Raw genomic sequence first — 14,235 nt, 5'->3', positions numbered from 1 at the left:
GGTGCCGCCGGCGTCCCCGTTGTTTCCGGCCCCCTTCGCGGGGCAACGGGGGGAGGGGAGGTGCCGAGGTGAGCGTACGCGGCAAGGTGAGGGGCAAGAACGGCAGCGCGGTGGTCGAGGTCGCGGGGCGGTGGGGATTCGCCGCGCGGGGTGTGATCTTCCTGCTCGTCGGTGTCCTCGCCCTGAGGATCGCCTTCGGTGACAACGCCGAACAGGCGGACAAGGGCGGTGCCCTCACGGAGGTCGCCGCGCGGCCGATGGGTTCGGTGCTCCTGTGGCTCCTGGGCGTCGGTCTCGTGGGGATGGCGCTGTGGCAGCTCACCGAGGCCCTGTGGGGACACAAGACGACGAAGCGGCTGCTGTCGGCGGGCCGGACCGTCTTCTACGCCGTCGTGGCCTGGTCGGTGCTCGTCTTCGCGGCCGGCGACCACAGCGGCGGCGGCGGGGAGAGCGACCGGCGGTCCCACGACATGACGGCACGGGCGCTGGAACTGCCCGCCGGGCAGTGGCTCGTCGCGGCGGCCGGCGTCGCCATCGCGGTCACGGGCGTCGTGGGTGCCGTGCAGGCGGTCCGCCGCAGCTACCGCAAGCATCTGCGGCTCGGCGAGATGCGGCCCCGGGTCCGTGACGCCGTGGACGTGGCGGGTGTGGCCGGGGGAGTGGCCCGTGGACTGGTGTTCGTGGTGGCGGGCGGGTTCGTGGTCCGTGCGGCCATCACCTACCGGCCGAGCGAGGCGAAGGGCCTGGACGACACCATCCGCTCCTTCGCCGACACCCCGGCCGGCCCGTGGCTGCTCGTGGCGGTGGCACTGGGACTCGCCCTGTACGGGCTGTTCTCCTTCGCCATGGCGCTGTGGCGCCGCGTGTGAGCGCCGGGGGTGGAACGCGCCGTCGCGCGTCCCACCCCTGGAGGGACGCGCGACGGCCCGGCCGTGGGCGGGTCGCGCCTAGAAGGTCAGGTTCCAGGCGTCGATCCTGCCGGTGTCCTGGGTCGCGATGTCACGGACCCGGAGCTTCCAGGTGCCGTTCGCGACCTCGGCGGAGGCGTCGACCGTGTAGGTCTTGCTCACGTTGTCCGTACCGTCGTTGTTGGCGAAGTCCTCCAGCGGGTACACCGTTCCGTCGGGTGCCACCAGGGAGACGACCAGGTCACCGCGGTAGGTGTGCACGATGTCGACGCCCACCTTCAGGGCGGCCGGCGCGTTGCCGGTCACGCCCGAGATGCTGAGGGGGCTCTCGGCGGTCGCGTTGTCGGCGATCGCGACGTCCGTGGTGGTCGCGAAGTACTTGCCGGGAGCAGGCGTCGTGCCGCCGACCGCCTTCAGGGCGTCGGTCTGGCCCTCGCCGAAGAACCCGTTCCTGGTGGTGGTGCCCGCGCACCGGCTGTCCGAGGGGCAGGCCACGTCCACGGCCTGGACGCCGAGCCGGGAGCGGAGGTCGGCCGGGGTGGCGGTGGGGTCGGCGCTCGCCATCAGCGCGGCGACACCCGCGACGTGCGGCGACGCCATCGACGTACCGTTCATGTTGCCGTACTTGCCGCCCGGCAGGGTGGAGTAGACGCCGGAGGCGCCGTCGCCGCCCGGTGCGGCGATGTCGATGACGCCGTCGCCGTAGTTGGAGTACGACGCCTTGACGTCGCCCTTGCCCATCGCGGCGACCGTCACGACGCCGGGCAGTTCGGTCGGGATGTCCAGGCAGGCGTTGGTGATGGTGCGCCGGACGGGGGTGGAGTCGTTGGGGCTCTCCGTGTCGACCGTCTTGTTGGCGAGGTCGAGGTTGGAGTTGCCGGCCGCGGCGACCTGGAGCGAGCCCCGCTTCTCGGCGTACTCCTGGGCACGCCGGACGCCCTCGATGATGGCGGCCTGGTCGGCGTTGTCCGGGCAGTTGAACTGCCACGGATCCGTGTAGTAGCTGTTGTTGGTGACTTTGAAACCGTGGTCGCCCGCCCACATGAAGCCGCAGATGGTGTTCTCCGCGAAGAACAGGCTGGTGCCCGGTTCGGCGATGCGGACCGAGGAGACCTTCACCCCGGGAGCCACACCGACGACGCCCTTGCCGTTCTTGGCGGCCGCGATCGTGCCGGCGACGTGCGTTCCATGGGTGCCGACGTCCCGCCATGCCCCGGCGCGGGTGTCCGCCTTGCCGTACGCGCAGGACACGGAGTCCGCCGCGTTGAAGTTCGGGGCGATGTCCTGGTGCCGGTCGTCCACGCCGGTGTCGAGCACGCCCACCTTGACCGCCGCCGAGCCGGTGGTCACGGCCCAGGCCCGGTCGGCCTTGATCTGCGTCATGTCCCAGCGCGTCAGGCTCTCCGTCAGCGTCGTCGGCGACTGGGACGGGCTCGCCGGGAGGGCCGGGTTGTACGCGTCGGCCGGGACGTCCGAGGTGCGCGTCGCGCCCACCTGCTGGACCCCGGGGACACCGCGCATGGCGGTGGCGAAGCCGGCCGAGGCGGAGTGGGCGACGATCACACCGATGGCGTCGTAGGACGCGAACACCGAGCCGCCGTTGTTCGTCACGGCCGCCCGCACGGCGGAGGTGTCACCGGGGGCGGTGATCACGAGGTGGGCGCGGGTGCCCGCCGTCCACGCGACGGCGGACGCGGGGGCGGCGGCAGGGGCCTGCGACGCGGTGCCGACGGCCGTGGCCGGAGCCCCGACGGCGAGCGTGGTGCCGAGTACGGCCGCGGCGACCGCCATCGACTTCGCCGGGAGCCAACTGGATATGTGACGTATCAAGGCGTCCTCCGAGTCCCGGCATGCTGGTCGGGCCGCCGGGCCGAATGAGTAGGGGGTGAACGCAAGATGTCAGACGCCCGAAACACTGAGAAGGAGGGGAAACCCTTGCTACTGCCGCCACCGGGCACGAGGGTTCGCGGAACGTGCTGTCGGCGGACCGAAACGTCATGGATCGCCCTGGTTCCTTCCAGGGGTTCACGCGTGCACCCCGCCGAGCTGCCCGCCGGCTTCGCGGTTGCCCGGCCTCCGGTGCCGGCCTCCAACGCCGGCGGTCCGGTCCGCGGTCCGGCCCGCAGTCCGGTCCACGGTCCGGTCCTGGCCGGACATCCGTTCCGGCGTACGGGAGTTGGGAGGCGCGGCCGCCACCGGCGCCGCACCGGCGGCCGGGGGAGCGGTGCCGCGCCTGGGCAGGGCGTCGTAAAGTGCTCCTGGGCGCGGCGCGAGCATCAGGAGAGCAAGTGACTGCGGTGAGCCTTGAGCACACGACCGTGCCCGCCGACACCGGCGAGGTGACCTTGCTGATCGCCCGGCAGGTCGAGCCGGGACACGAGGCCGCGTTCGAGCGGTGGGCGCGCGGCATACTCGCCAGCGCGGCGCGGTTCCCCGGGCACCTGGGGCACGGTCTCTTCCGGCCGTCCGCCGAGGGCGCGCCCTGGTTCCTCGTCCACCGCTTCCAGGACGCGGCGGCGTGCCGGGAGTGGCAGGAGTCACCGGAGAGGGCGGCCTGGTTCGCCAGCTGCGAGGGTCACCACCACACCGAGGTGGCGCGGCGGGAGCTCACGGGCATGGAGACCTGGTTCGCCAAGCCGGGAGCGGTGACGCCCGCGCCCCCTCGGTGGAAGATGGCGATCAGCGCAACCCTGGCCATCTACCCGATCTCCCTGCTGGGCACCTACTTCCTGGTCCCGCACCTGGTGGGCCTGCACCCGGTCGTCGGCAGCGCGGTGATCGCCTGCGTGTTCAACATCCTCATGACGTACGCGGCGATGCCGGCCGTGAGCCGCCTGCTGCGCGGGTGGCTCCGCCGGTAGGGCGCACGTCCCGTCGCGGGTGAGCCGCCCACCCGCGAGGATGGCAGCGCACAGAAAGGGGCACAACGTGGCATCTCGCCTCAACCCGTACATCAGCTTCGACGGCGACGCCCGCCAGGCCATGGAGTTCTACCAGCATGTCCTCGGCGGCGACCTCACCCTCAACACCTACGGTGACTTCGGCACCGACGACCGCGGCCAGGCAGAGAAGATCATGCACGGCACGCTCGAGACGGACCGTGGTTTCACCCTGATGGGGGCCGACCACCCGCCCGGCTCGGAGCACCGGCCGGGCAACAACATCGCCGTCAGTCTGAGCGGTGACAGCGCGGACGCGGGGAGGCTGCGCGGCTACTGGGAGAAGCTGTCCGACGGGGGCACCGTGTCCGTACCCCTGGAGAGGCAGATGTGGGGCGACGAGTTCGGGATGTGCGTGGACCGGTTCGGCATCGCGTGGATGGTGAACATCGGGCAGTCGCAGGACTGACCGGCCGCGGCCGCACGCGGCGCCACCAGTGCGCTCCCGCGCGGCCGGCCGGTTCGCACGGCCGCCGGTGTGCTCCGTCCCGCAACGGGTACGAGCGCGTCATGCAGCAGTCTGTCCAGGACGTTCACACCATGGCCCGCGAGGACACCACCGTCCGCGAGGACATCGACACCGCGCGGGAGGAGGCGGCACTCGGCCTGTCGGAGGCGCGCCAGGGCGCAGTGGCGCTGGCGGCCGGCGGGGCGTGCGGGCTGCTGGCCCTGTTGTCCGCGCACTCGACACTGGTGCGCGGGCTGGAACGGGTGTGGGCGCCCCAGAAGGTCACCGGTGCGCTCACCGTCGTCTACGCGTCGGGCGCTTCCGTCCTCGTCCACTACGGTTCGAAGCGCATGCGGGTGGCCCGCACCGCGTCCCGGGAGGCCCTGCATTCCTCGGCGGACGTGGTCCGGTACGTGGTGGACGAGCTGAAGGACGCCTGACCGCCGGAGGCCGTCCGGCCGCCGTCGCCCGCCGTCGCCCGCGGGCCGTCCCACCGCCGCAACACACCCGGCCGCCGGAGCCCGCCCCACTGCGGGCGGGTCCGGCACCCCGCCGCGGACCGCCCGGCGTCCGGGCACCGGACCTGCCCCGCGTCACCACCGTGCTCGACCGGCCGGGACACGGCCGTGCCGTCACCCCACGCCCCGCCCCCGCGACGAGGGCCGACGGATGGGCGTCCTCCCCCTGCCCTCTGCCCCCTGCGCGCCGGGACCGTCGGCGCGACCGCGACCGCGACCGCGACCGCCACCGAGCACGCGGCTCCGCGCCACGCGGCTGACCGTCCCCCGCACGCGGGGCCTCCGCGCTGCGAGGAGCACCCGCGCCCGCGCCGGTCGCGGCCGCTGCCGGCCCCGTGGTCATGGGCGTACCCGCCCCGCGCGGCCCGGCCCCCCCGCGTGCGTCCCGGCCTACAGGGGAGGGGCGCCGGGTGGGCCGGCCGCGTCCAGTACCGCCAGCAGGGCCCGCGCCTCGGCGTGCGCCCGGTCCACGTCGACGTCGTCGCATATGACCTCCAGGCCGAGGGCGGTCATATGCGGCATCCCCGGGAAGGCCACGTACGACTGGTAGGCGAAGCAGGCGCGCAGCTCGTCGTCCGGGTCGCGTCCGACCCGCAGCGTCGCGAAAGGCTCCGGCTCCGCCGGCCCGCACGCCGGCGTCCGCGTGCCGCTCCCACTCAGGTGCAGTTCGCGTTCGTAGAAGGTGGGCGTCACCGGCAGATCGAGGACCGCCCGGGCGAACTCCCGGACGTGCGCGGTGTCGTCGAAGGTCAGCAGCTCACTGAAGATGGGCAGCCCGGCCAGGAGCAGCCAGCGCCGGGGCCCGCCGCCCTCCGGTGTCTCATAGGCGACCGACAGGACCGACGAGCCTTTCTCCGCCGGATCGGACTGCCAGGCATAGGTGAAGACCTGCTCGAAATGCATGTGTCGACCTCCCCCGAAGCGGCCCGTACGAGCCATTCGTCGTCAAGCCTAGGGGGCCCCACTGACAATCGTCTCAAGACGATCGGGGGAAGGCGTGCGGCGGTCCGTGCCGACGCGTCAGCCCCGTCACGCGGGGTACGCGCGGGGCATGACACGACAACATCGCGACGTCGACCACGACATGACACGGAGGCACCGATGAACCCCATCGTGACGACCGCTTCGCAAGACGCCTCGGCCGCGCCCGCATGGCTCCATGTGACGGTGATGGCCGTGGCGGTCCTGATCCTCTTCTACAGCCTGGCCAGGCACAGCAACAACTGACCCCCGGCGCCCGTTACGGGGCGTGCGGGGCGAGCCGGCCCTCCTCCTGGCGCAGCACCTCACGGGCCGCGCCCAGCGCGACCTCACGGTCGCGCGGCACCACACCGATCCGGGTACGCCGGTCGAGCAGGTCCCCCTCGTCAAGGGCACCCTCGTGGCGCACCGCCCAGACGAGTTCGGCCACGGTGACCGGATGGCCCGGCACCACGGGGCGCGCCAAGTCCGGGTCCTGGAGCCCCAGGGCGTGCACGGCCGGGGCCTCGGTGCCGTAGCGGCGGACCAGCCGGCGGGGGGCGTCCAGGGCGGCGAGCCCGCTCGGGGCGGCGGCCCCCACCAGGGGCAGGCCGGCCGTGCGGCAGGGCCCCGCCACGAGACCCCGCGCGCGGACGGCCGCGTCCAGGGCGTCCTGTGCCATGCGCCGGTACGTCGTGAGCTTGCCCCCCACCACGGTCACGACACCCTCCTGTGACGTCAGCACCGCGTGCTTGCGGGAGATGTCGGCCGTGCGCGACGAGCCCGAGCCCGACAGACCCGACGTGTCGAGGAGCGGACGCAGTCCGGCGAAGGCGCCGATCACGTCGTCCCGGCCCAGCGACACGTCGAGGGCCGAGCCGAGTACGTCGAGCAGGAAGCCGATGTCCGTCTCCGGCACCTCCGGCACGTCCGGGATGTCACCGTCGACGGGTTCGTCCGTCAGCCCCACGTACACCCGGCCGTCGCCCTGCGGCAGCACCAGGACGAAGCGGTTGGCCTCACCGGGAACGGGGATGTGCAGGCCCGCTGTGAGCGAGCCGAGGTCCTCGGAGCGGAGCACCAGGTGGGTGCCCCGGGAGGGGCACAGCCGTATGCCGTCGATCAGGCCACCGGCCCAGACACCGGCGGCGTTGACGACCGCACGGGCCCTGATCCGGGTCTCCTCGCCGGTGAGTTCGTCCCGTACGCGTGCACCGCCGCCGTCCAGCGACAGCGCGCGCGTACGGGTCAGGATCCGCGCGCCGTGCGCGGCGGCGGTACGGGCGACGGCCGTCACCAGCCGCGCGTCGTCGCTCAGCCGGCCGTCCCAGGAGAGCAGCCCCCCGCGCAGCCCGGCGGAGCGGAGTGCGGGCGCCATGTGCCGCGTCTCCACGGATGACAGGGAGCGAGGCGCCGGCAGGGTGGAGCGTGACGTACGGGCCGAGGCGCGCAGCAGATCACCGGCGCTCAGCCCGGCCCGGGTCAGCGCCGCCTGCGACCGGGTGACCAGCGGCGTGAGCGGCAGGACGAACGGCTGGGCGCCGACCAGGTGCGGAGCCGTCCGCTCCATCAGGATGCCCCGCTCCACGGCGCTTTCGTGGGCGACGTCCACCTGTCCGGAGGCCAGGTAGCGCAGGCCGCCGTGGATGAGTTTGGAACTCCACCGCGAGGTGCCGAAGGCCAGGTCGTGGGCGTCGATCGCCGCGACCGTCAGACCTCGGGAGGCGGCGTCGAGGGCGACGCCCGCGCCGGTCGCCCCGAGGCCGACGACCAGGACGTCCACCTCGGTGCCGTCGGCGAGCCCGGCCAGTTCGCGGCGGCGGCGTGCCGCGCTCAGCGAGGAGTCACGGGAGGGGCGGCCGGGAGGTGTGGTGCTCGGGTGGCTCATGGGACGAGGGTCCTTTCCAGGAGGGTCCGCAGCTCGCCGAGGAAGGCCGCTTCGTCGAGCCCGGGGTCCGACTCGTCGGTCATGGTGCGCAGCGAGAGCGTGAAGGACTGGACGATCAGCAGCACGGACCGGGCCTGGAGGTCGGGGTGCGCGGAGCGGACGGATCCGTCGGCGTGTCCTTCCTTCAGCGCGCCGGTGATGAGGCCCAGCAAGGCGTCCTGGCTCGCGCCGCGCCGGTCGAGCACATAGGGCAGCAGGAGTTCGGGGTCCACGTCGAGGATCTTGTGGAAGAGCGGATGCGCGCGGAACGCCTCGATCCCGGCGACCAGCCCGTCGACGAGCCTGTACCGGGCCGGGGCGCCGGGCTCGCGCTCCGGCATGGCCGCCACGGCCAGGGCGACCCACTCGCGGGTCATCACGTCCCCGACCAGGGTCCGGACGTCCGGCCACCGGCGGTAGAGCGTCATGCGGGAGACCCCGGCGCGGCGGGCCACGTCGGTCAGGGTCGTACGGCGTACTCCGACGGCGAGGACGCAGTCGCGGGCCGCGTCGAGGACGGCATCCCCGTCCGAATGGTTGTGACGAATGGGCGTCATCTGTCACAGTGTACCGCCAGTGCGGGCCACCGAGCACGCCCGATCCCGAACCGACGGTGAGGAACACGACCCCGTGGACATGTTGTGGAGCGGCTGGGGCGACCCGGCCAAGGCGGCACCCCTGCCCGACACCGTGACCGGCCTGCTGCGAGACCTCCTCGGCGTCACCCCGCGAGGACACGGCCCCGCCGCGCTGGAGGACATCGCCGTCCCCGCCTGCCCTCTCACCGACGGCGCGCGCCACGCCCTCGCCGGCTGCCTCGGCGACCCCGCGCACCTGCGCACCGACGCCGAGACCCGCATCCGCCACACCCGCGGCAAGTCGACCCCCGACCTGCTGCGCATCCGCGCCGGCGAGGTCGACGACATACCCGCCGCCGTCCTGCTGCCCGGCACCCACGACGAGGTCCTCGCCGTCCTGCGCGTGTGCGCCGAACACCAGGTGGCCGCCGTGCCGTTCGGCGGCGGCACCTCGGTCGTCGGCGGCCTCGCCCCCGAACGCACCACCTTCGTCGCCCTCGACCTGCGCCGCATGGACGCCCTGCTCGACCTGGACGAGGTCTCGCGCACCGCGACCCTCCAGCCCGGACTGCGCGCCCCCCACGCCGAGGCCCTGCTCAACGAACACGGCTTCACCCTGGGCCACTTCCCCCAGTCCTACGAATGGGCCACCATCGGCGGCTTCGCCGCGGCCCGCTCCAGCGGCCAGGCATCCGCGGGCCACGGCCGGTTCGACGAGATGGTCCTCGGCCTCACCGTGGCCACCCCCGAGGGCACCTGGGAGGCCGGACGCGCGCCCCGCTCCGCGGCCGGTCCCGACCTGCGCCAACTGGTGCTCGGCTCCGAAGGCGCGCTCGGGGTGATCACCTCGGTGACCCTGCGGATCCGCCCCCTGCCGGAGAAGCGGCTCTACGAGGGCTGGCGCTTCGCCTCCTTCGAGGCCGGGGCCGCCGCGCTGCGCAAGCTGGCCCAGGACGGCCCGCGCCCGACCGTACTGCGCCTGTCGGACGAGACCGAGACCTTCATCGGGCTCGCCCAGCCCGGCCGCATCGGCAGCGCCGGCACCATGGGATCGGCCGGCTGCATGGCGATCGTCGGGTACGAGGGCACGGCCGCCGACACCGAGCGGTGCCGGGAGGGCGTCCACCGGGTGCTCCTCGCCGAGGGCGGCGAGTGCGCCGGCACGGAACCGGGGGACCGCTGGGCCCACGGCCGCTACGACGCCCCCTACCTGCGCGACGCGCTCCTCGACGCCGGCGCCTTCGCCGAGACCCTGGAGACCGCCGCCTTCTGGTCCGCGCTCCCGGAGCTGTACCGGGGCGTCCGCCTCGCCCTCACCACCACCCTCACCGACGCGGGCACGCCCCCGCTGGTCATGTGCCACATCTCGCACGTGTACGAGAACGGCGCCTCGCTGTACTTCACGGTGGTCTCCGCCCAGGGTGAGGACCCCGTCGCGCACTGGGCGCCCGCCAAACGCGCCGCGAACGAGGCGATCCTGGCCGCCGGCGGCACCATCAGCCACCACCACGGCGTGGGAACCGACCACCGGGACTGGTACGTGCGGGAAGCCGGACCCCTCGGAGTCCGCGTCCTCCAGGCCGTCAAGGCGGAACTCGACCCGGCGGGGGTGCTCAATCCGGGCGTCCTCGTCCCCGTCCGCCACCCCTGACCCCGACCCTGCCCCCCGACCCTGACCCCGAGCCCTGCCCACGCCCCACGGAGGCGCGCACATGCGACAGTTCACCGCCGTCGTCAACCCGGCCGCAGGCAGCTCCAGCGGCACGGCGGCCCTGCTGCCCGTCGCCCGTCTCCTGCGGGAGGCGGGAGCCGGGCTGGAGACCCGCTACAGCCGCAGCCTCGACCACGCCCGCGAACTGGCACGGCAGGCGGCCGCGCGGGGACACACCGTGCTCGCGGTCGGCGGCGACGGGATGGCCGGCGCCGTCGGCGGCGTGCTCAGCGGCACCGACGCCGTCCTCGGCCTCGTACCGTCCGGACGCGGCAACGACTTCGCCAGGGCCCTGGACCTGCCCGGCGACCCCCCGGCCCTGGCGGACGTCCTGCTGCGCGGCACCCCGCGCGCCGTCGACACCATCGAGGTGGACTCGGCCGTCCACCACGGCGTCGCGGTGCTCGGCAGCGTGTACGCGGGTGTCGACGCGGTCGCCAACCGGTACGCCAACCGGTCCCGGCTGCTACGCGGCTCCGCCTCCTACTACGTGGGCGGGGCGCGTGCGGTGGCCGGGTGGCGACCCGCGACGTACCGCATCACCGTCGACGGCACGGCCACCCACGAACGGAGCGGCTACACGGTCGTCGCCGCCAACTCCGGTTTCTACGGCTTCGGCCGCCGCGTCGCGCCGGACGCGCGCGTCGACGACGGCCTGCTCGACGTGGTCGTCATCCGGCACGCCCCGAAACGGCTGTTCTTCACGATGATGAACGAGCTCAGGACCGGCGCGCACACACGGCGGCCGCAGGTCGAGGTCCTGCGGGGAAGGGAGATCCGCATCGAGGCCGACCGCGACCTGCCCTACGGCGCGGACGGTGAGGTCGACGCGGTGCTTCCGGTCACCGTACGGGTGCGCCCCGGCGCCCTGCGCGTCCTCGGCTGAACGCGCCGCTCGGGCCGGGCGCGGCAGGGCGGGGGACGGGCGGCCGGACCCGGCCGGTGCGGTCGCGTACCCGAGGGTGGCCGTGACTCGAAAGCGCGGCACCGACTGCGCGGCCCGTGTCAGCCGGTGGAGCCGCCGGTCCGCCGGCCCACCGCCTCGCGCCAGAACTCGGCGACGGTCATCCCCGGCCCGGCCGCCGCGCCCCGCACCGTGGCGGTGAGGTCGTCCGCCGGGTAGGGGCGGGTGCCCGGCAGGAGGCCGTGCTCGTTGTCCTCGTTGTGCCAGGAGGTGGTGGCGAAGACGTACTTCCCGCCCGACTCCAGGGCGGGCTCGCCCACCGGCTGGGTGAGGGTGACGGTGCCGGTGAGGCGGCCCTTGAAGACCTGCCCGACGCGCACCTCGTAGAGCCGGGAGGGGATCTCGGCGATCGTCCGCCGGCCGGTGCCGCGGAGGACGGTGCCGTGGAAGACGTCGTCGGCGTGGGCCGCCGTGTCACGTGCCCCGTCGGGATCGTAGGAGGCGGCGACGGCCTGCACTCGCGCGGAAGAGGCGTCGTCGTGCCGCAGGGCGAGGTACCCGCCGGTGGCCACGGACGCGGTGACGGCCGCCGCCAGGCAGGCGAGGAGGATCTTCTTCATGGTCGTTCCCAAGGGGCGTGGACGTGGACGGTGTGCCGCGCGCGTCCCGCGTGCTGCGGGGCGACACGGCCGGTGTTGTCGCTGCCCACCGGCAGGGCGGGTCATCCGCCCGCGCCCGGTAGTCGTACTGGTCGACGGCCCATGTGGGTGACCACCCGGGAGCGTGCCGACTCGCACACCCCCGGGTCTCCGCCTCGTCAGTCCCGCGCTCCGGGGAGCAGGTTGACGCGCTCCCGGACCACCGGATACCCCGCCTTCGCGAAGTTGGCGGCCATCGGGGTGTTGCCCTGGTCCGTGGCCCCGGCGACGAAGTCCGCGCCCCGCTCGACGAGAAAGTGCGTGCACTCCGCCAGCAGGTCGTACGCGTAGCCTCGCCCGCGCTGCTCCGGGAGGACCCCGATGAAGCCGACGCACGGCCCCGCGGGGTTGTGGGCGGGGATGTGGATGCCGGCCGTCCGGCCGTCCGGTGTGTACGCCACCTGCCACCACTCGCGCGGTGACGGGCACCAGCGGAAGAAGTCCAGCTCCTCCCGCGCCGCCTGGTCGAGACCGCCCTCCTCGACGGCGCGCAGTGCGTGCGCGTCCAGCGTCACGGAGTGGATGCGGCGCAGCGCGTCGAAGAACACGGCGTCGTCCGGCTCCGCCGCGAACGTCAGCCGTCCGGGCCGCGCGGGCAGGCCGCGGTCGGGTGTCCAGCGGTACATGTACCGCTCGACCAGCACCTCGTAGCCGGCCGCCCGCGCGGCCCGCAGCCGGGTCTCACCCGCCGCGCGCGTGACGGGGTCGTCACGCCAGCCGGTAGGCAGGTTGATCTCCAGTTCGACCTGGAAGGGGGAGGTACGCAGCAGCTGGGCGCCCGCCTCCTCCTCGCCCTCGGCGACGTCGAACCAGTTGATGTTGACGGGGGCGTCGTCGTCGGCGCCACCCCACCAGGCACCCCGTGCGACGACCTCGCCGTCGCGGAGCGCCACCCGCTTCCACTCGGGCCGGTGTGCGGTGCGCGCGTGCGCCGCACGCGCGCCGAGCGGGTCGGGCAGGGTGTCGAAGAGATGGGCGTCGCTCGTGTCGAGCGCGCGGATGACCGTATCGGTCATGAGAGTTGTCCTCCGGGACGCGGCGTGGTGAAGCGCTCCCGGTCAGGCCGAAGACGCCGGGAAAAGAGAACGGGAGCGCGGGGAACGGGACTTGTGCACGGCGCTCGCCTCCTCTCCGCTGTCATGGGCGTCGCGGCCACGTTAGGCGGGCACCGGCGTTGATGTCCACCGCTTTTCCGGGCCGGCCCCGGAGGAGGCCGTCACCCGGTCGCGCCGAGGCCCGCGTCGAGGCCCGCGTCGAGGCCCGCGTCGAGGCCCGCGTCGTGGGCGAGGACGCGCCACGGTGGCGGCCGGTTGCCCCGGACGGGCGACGGTTCCCGTGACCGCGCCCGCCGGGGGATCGTTGGCCGGGCATGTCACGTACAGCCAAGCGCGCTCTCGCCGTGTTCGCCCTCACCGGCGCCACCCTGGCCGCCCCCGCGGCCGCCCACGCCGAGTCCCTCAACGGGGGCCTGATCGACAAGGTCCACGTCGGGCTTGACGGCAGGTTCGGCCAGCACCTGCTGGAGGAAGCCGTGCACACGGTCGACACCGTCCAGTCGAAGGCCTCGATCCACCCAGGGGGCCGGCCGTAGGTCCCGCCCGGTCAGGAGAAGACCACGCACGCGGCGGCCGGCACCTCCACCGCGCCGCCGCGCCGCAGCGCACCGCTCTCCGGGTCCGCGTCGAACCAGGTGATGTCGCCGGACCACTCGTTGGCGACGTACAGCCGGTCCCCCGACGGGCCGGCCACCAGGTCGCGCGGCCACACACCGCCGCAGTCCACGGTGCTCGTGAGCCGGGGCTTCTCCGCCCCGTCCGCGAGGGAGAACGTCAGGATCCTGTTGCTGCCGCGCACCGCGGCCCGGACGAACCGGCGGTCGGATCCGACGTGGACCACCGAGGGATACACCCGTTCGCCGTCGGGGGCGCCCTCGGGGTCGATCGCCACCTCCGCCAGCGGCTCCAGAAGCCCGGACACCGCATCCCACCGGCAGACGGTCATCTGAGGTTCCAGCTCGTGCAGGACGTACACCACCTCACCGTCCGGGTGGAAGGCGAGGTGACGCGGCCCCGACCCGGCACGCAGCGCGGTCTCCCCGTGCACCCGGAGCCCTCCGGTGGTCCGGTCGGCCGTGCAGACGCGCACCGAATCGGTGCCCAGGTCCACGCTGAGCACCCACGCTCCCACGGGGGCGGGCAGCACCTGGTGGGCGTGCGGTCCCCGCTGCCGGTCGCTGTCGGGGCCCGAGCCGTGGTGGGCCAGCACCACGGGCGGTCCCGCGAGACTACCGTCCGGGCACACCGCGAGGCTGCTGACGCCGCCCGACCCGTAGTTGGCGGTGAACAGCCTCCGTCCGGCCACGCTGAGGTGCGTGGGGCCGGAGCCCGCCACGTCGACCGCCGGGCCGAGCGGGGTGAGACCGCCGTCCGTCCCGGTACGGAACGCCGCGACCGTACCGGGATCGCCGTCACCGACCGCGTAGAGGGTCGCGGTGTCGCGGGCCAGGGCGAGGCACGAGGGATTGACGACGGTGCCGACGCTCGTGCAGGGGGTCAACGCCCCGGTCGCCGGGTCCACGGCCGCGACCGTGATGCCGCGGCCGCCCCCCGAGGTGAACGAGCCGATGTAAGCCCAGTGCACGCGA

15 protein-coding genes are annotated in these 14,235 nt (G+C 73.9%); 8 read left to right on the top strand and 7 right to left on the bottom strand.

Features of this window, described 5'->3' with window-relative positions; translation table 11 throughout:
- The first annotated feature begins 68 nt into the window (after nt 1-68).
- Nucleotides 69-869, top strand: a complete 801-nt coding sequence (locus ABD347_RS17080; RefSeq protein ID WP_344361975.1) for a DUF1206 domain-containing protein — start codon at nt 69-71, stop codon at nt 867-869.
- A gap of 78 nt (nt 870-947) precedes the next feature.
- Here ABD347_RS17080 and ABD347_RS17075 read toward each other — a convergent pair whose 3' ends face one another.
- Entirely contained in the window at nt 948-2,699 is a 1,752-nt protein-coding gene (locus ABD347_RS17075) for a S8 family peptidase (protein ID WP_344362407.1), read from the bottom strand.
- Between the two features lie 497 nt (nt 2,700-3,196).
- On the opposite strand from ABD347_RS17075, the gene ABD347_RS17070 reads away from it, so the two are divergent.
- The 3 genes from ABD347_RS17070 to ABD347_RS17060 all read left to right on the top strand — a co-directional run bounded on the left by ABD347_RS17070 (nt 3,197) and on the right by ABD347_RS17060 (nt 4,735).
- Entirely contained in the window at nt 3,197-3,769 is a 573-nt protein-coding gene (locus tag ABD347_RS17070; RefSeq protein ID WP_344361972.1) for an antibiotic biosynthesis monooxygenase, read from the top strand.
- 67 nt (nt 3,770-3,836) lie between these two features.
- Nucleotides 3,837-4,256, top strand: coding sequence for a VOC family protein (locus ABD347_RS17065; protein WP_344361971.1), 420 nt, complete (start codon nt 3,837-3,839; stop codon nt 4,254-4,256).
- Nucleotides 4,257-4,357: 101 nt separating this feature from the next.
- Complete coding sequence (locus ABD347_RS17060) at nt 4,358-4,735, top strand: phage holin family protein (RefSeq protein ID WP_344361969.1); 378 nt, start codon at nt 4,358-4,360, stop codon at nt 4,733-4,735.
- A gap of 468 nt (nt 4,736-5,203) precedes the next feature.
- Here ABD347_RS17060 and ABD347_RS17055 read toward each other — a convergent pair whose 3' ends face one another.
- Complete coding sequence (locus ABD347_RS17055) at nt 5,204-5,716, bottom strand: hypothetical protein (RefSeq protein ID WP_344361966.1); 513 nt, start codon at nt 5,714-5,716, stop codon at nt 5,204-5,206.
- Between the two features lie 198 nt (nt 5,717-5,914).
- Between ABD347_RS17055 and ABD347_RS17050 the strand changes: the two genes are divergently transcribed.
- Nucleotides 5,915-6,040 (top strand): hypothetical protein, encoded by a 126-nt coding sequence (locus ABD347_RS17050; protein WP_344361963.1) that lies wholly within the window; start codon nt 5,915-5,917, stop codon nt 6,038-6,040.
- Between the two features lie 13 nt (nt 6,041-6,053).
- Here ABD347_RS17050 and ABD347_RS17045 read toward each other — a convergent pair whose 3' ends face one another.
- Both ABD347_RS17045 and ABD347_RS17040 read right to left on the bottom strand, forming a co-directional pair.
- Nucleotides 6,054-7,661 (bottom strand): glycerol-3-phosphate dehydrogenase/oxidase, encoded by a 1,608-nt coding sequence (locus tag ABD347_RS17045; RefSeq protein WP_344361961.1) that lies wholly within the window; start codon nt 7,659-7,661, stop codon nt 6,054-6,056.
- Nucleotides 7,658-8,257 carry a TetR/AcrR family transcriptional regulator gene (locus ABD347_RS17040; RefSeq protein WP_344361958.1) on the bottom strand — a complete coding sequence of 200 codons (600 nt, stop codon included), beginning with the start codon at nt 8,255-8,257 and terminating at the stop codon, nt 7,658-7,660. The genes ABD347_RS17045 and ABD347_RS17040 overlap by 4 nt, the downstream gene beginning before the upstream one ends.
- A 73-nt stretch (nt 8,258-8,330) precedes the next feature.
- Between ABD347_RS17040 and ABD347_RS17035 the strand changes: the two genes are divergently transcribed.
- Both ABD347_RS17035 and ABD347_RS17030 read left to right on the top strand, forming a co-directional pair.
- On the top strand, nt 8,331-9,929 hold the full coding sequence (locus ABD347_RS17035; RefSeq protein WP_344361956.1) for an FAD-binding oxidoreductase: 1,599 nt from the start codon (nt 8,331-8,333) through the stop codon (nt 9,927-9,929).
- A gap of 61 nt (nt 9,930-9,990) precedes the next feature.
- Nucleotides 9,991-10,875, top strand: coding sequence for a diacylglycerol/lipid kinase family protein (locus ABD347_RS17030; protein WP_344361954.1), 885 nt, complete (start codon nt 9,991-9,993; stop codon nt 10,873-10,875).
- Nucleotides 10,876-10,994: 119 nt separating this feature from the next.
- On the opposite strand, the gene ABD347_RS17025 is transcribed toward ABD347_RS17030, so the two are convergent.
- On the bottom strand, nt 10,995-11,513 hold the full coding sequence (locus ABD347_RS17025; RefSeq protein ID WP_344361951.1) for a hypothetical protein: 519 nt from the start codon (nt 11,511-11,513) through the stop codon (nt 10,995-10,997).
- A 197-nt stretch (nt 11,514-11,710) separates the two neighbouring features.
- Nucleotides 11,711-12,607 (bottom strand): GNAT family N-acetyltransferase, encoded by an 897-nt coding sequence (locus tag ABD347_RS17020; protein ID WP_344361949.1) that lies wholly within the window; start codon nt 12,605-12,607, stop codon nt 11,711-11,713.
- A 353-nt stretch (nt 12,608-12,960) separates the two neighbouring features.
- On the opposite strand from ABD347_RS17020, the gene ABD347_RS17015 reads away from it, so the two are divergent.
- Nucleotides 12,961-13,182: a hypothetical protein gene (locus tag ABD347_RS17015; RefSeq protein ID WP_344361946.1), complete on the top strand. Its 222-nt coding sequence runs from the start codon at nt 12,961-12,963 to the stop codon at nt 13,180-13,182.
- A gap of 11 nt (nt 13,183-13,193) precedes the next feature.
- Here the strand turns inward: ABD347_RS17015 and ABD347_RS17010 are convergent, their stop codons facing one another.
- Nucleotides 13,194-14,231, bottom strand: a complete 1,038-nt coding sequence (locus ABD347_RS17010) for a lactonase family protein (protein WP_344361944.1) — start codon at nt 14,229-14,231, stop codon at nt 13,194-13,196.
- Between the last annotated feature and the right edge of the window lie 4 nt (nt 14,232-14,235).

The sequence above is a fragment of the Streptomyces gobitricini genome (genome assembly GCF_039532985.1).
Lineage (GTDB): Bacteria > Actinomycetota > Actinomycetes > Streptomycetales > Streptomycetaceae > Streptomyces > Streptomyces gobitricini.
Note: the sequence above shows the minus strand (reverse complement) of the source record. Positions and strands in the feature narration are given on the sequence as shown.

What these genes read in the sequence shown, in the direction of transcription:
- ABD347_RS17075 (WP_344362407.1), bottom strand. Translation starts at nt 2,699, where the DNA reads ATGGCGGTCGCCGCGGCCGTACTCGGCACCACGCTCGCCGTCGGGGCT.
- ABD347_RS17060 (WP_344361969.1), top strand. Translation starts at nt 4,358, where the DNA reads ATGCAGCAGTCTGTCCAGGACGTTCACACCATGGCCCGCGAGGACACC.
- ABD347_RS17055 (WP_344361966.1), bottom strand. Translation starts at nt 5,716, where the DNA reads ATGCATTTCGAGCAGGTCTTCACCTATGCCTGGCAGTCCGATCCGGCG.
- ABD347_RS17050 (WP_344361963.1), top strand. Translation starts at nt 5,915, where the DNA reads ATGAACCCCATCGTGACGACCGCTTCGCAAGACGCCTCGGCCGCGCCC.
- ABD347_RS17045 (WP_344361961.1), bottom strand. Translation starts at nt 7,661, where the DNA reads ATGAGCCACCCGAGCACCACACCTCCCGGCCGCCCCTCCCGTGACTCC.
- ABD347_RS17040 (WP_344361958.1), bottom strand. Translation starts at nt 8,257, where the DNA reads ATGACGCCCATTCGTCACAACCATTCGGACGGGGATGCCGTCCTCGAC.
- ABD347_RS17030 (WP_344361954.1), top strand. Translation starts at nt 9,991, where the DNA reads ATGCGACAGTTCACCGCCGTCGTCAACCCGGCCGCAGGCAGCTCCAGC.
- ABD347_RS17025 (WP_344361951.1), bottom strand. Translation starts at nt 11,513, where the DNA reads ATGAAGAAGATCCTCCTCGCCTGCCTGGCGGCGGCCGTCACCGCGTCC.
- ABD347_RS17020 (WP_344361949.1), bottom strand. Translation starts at nt 12,607, where the DNA reads ATGACCGATACGGTCATCCGCGCGCTCGACACGAGCGACGCCCATCTC.
- ABD347_RS17015 (WP_344361946.1), top strand. Translation starts at nt 12,961, where the DNA reads ATGTCACGTACAGCCAAGCGCGCTCTCGCCGTGTTCGCCCTCACCGGC.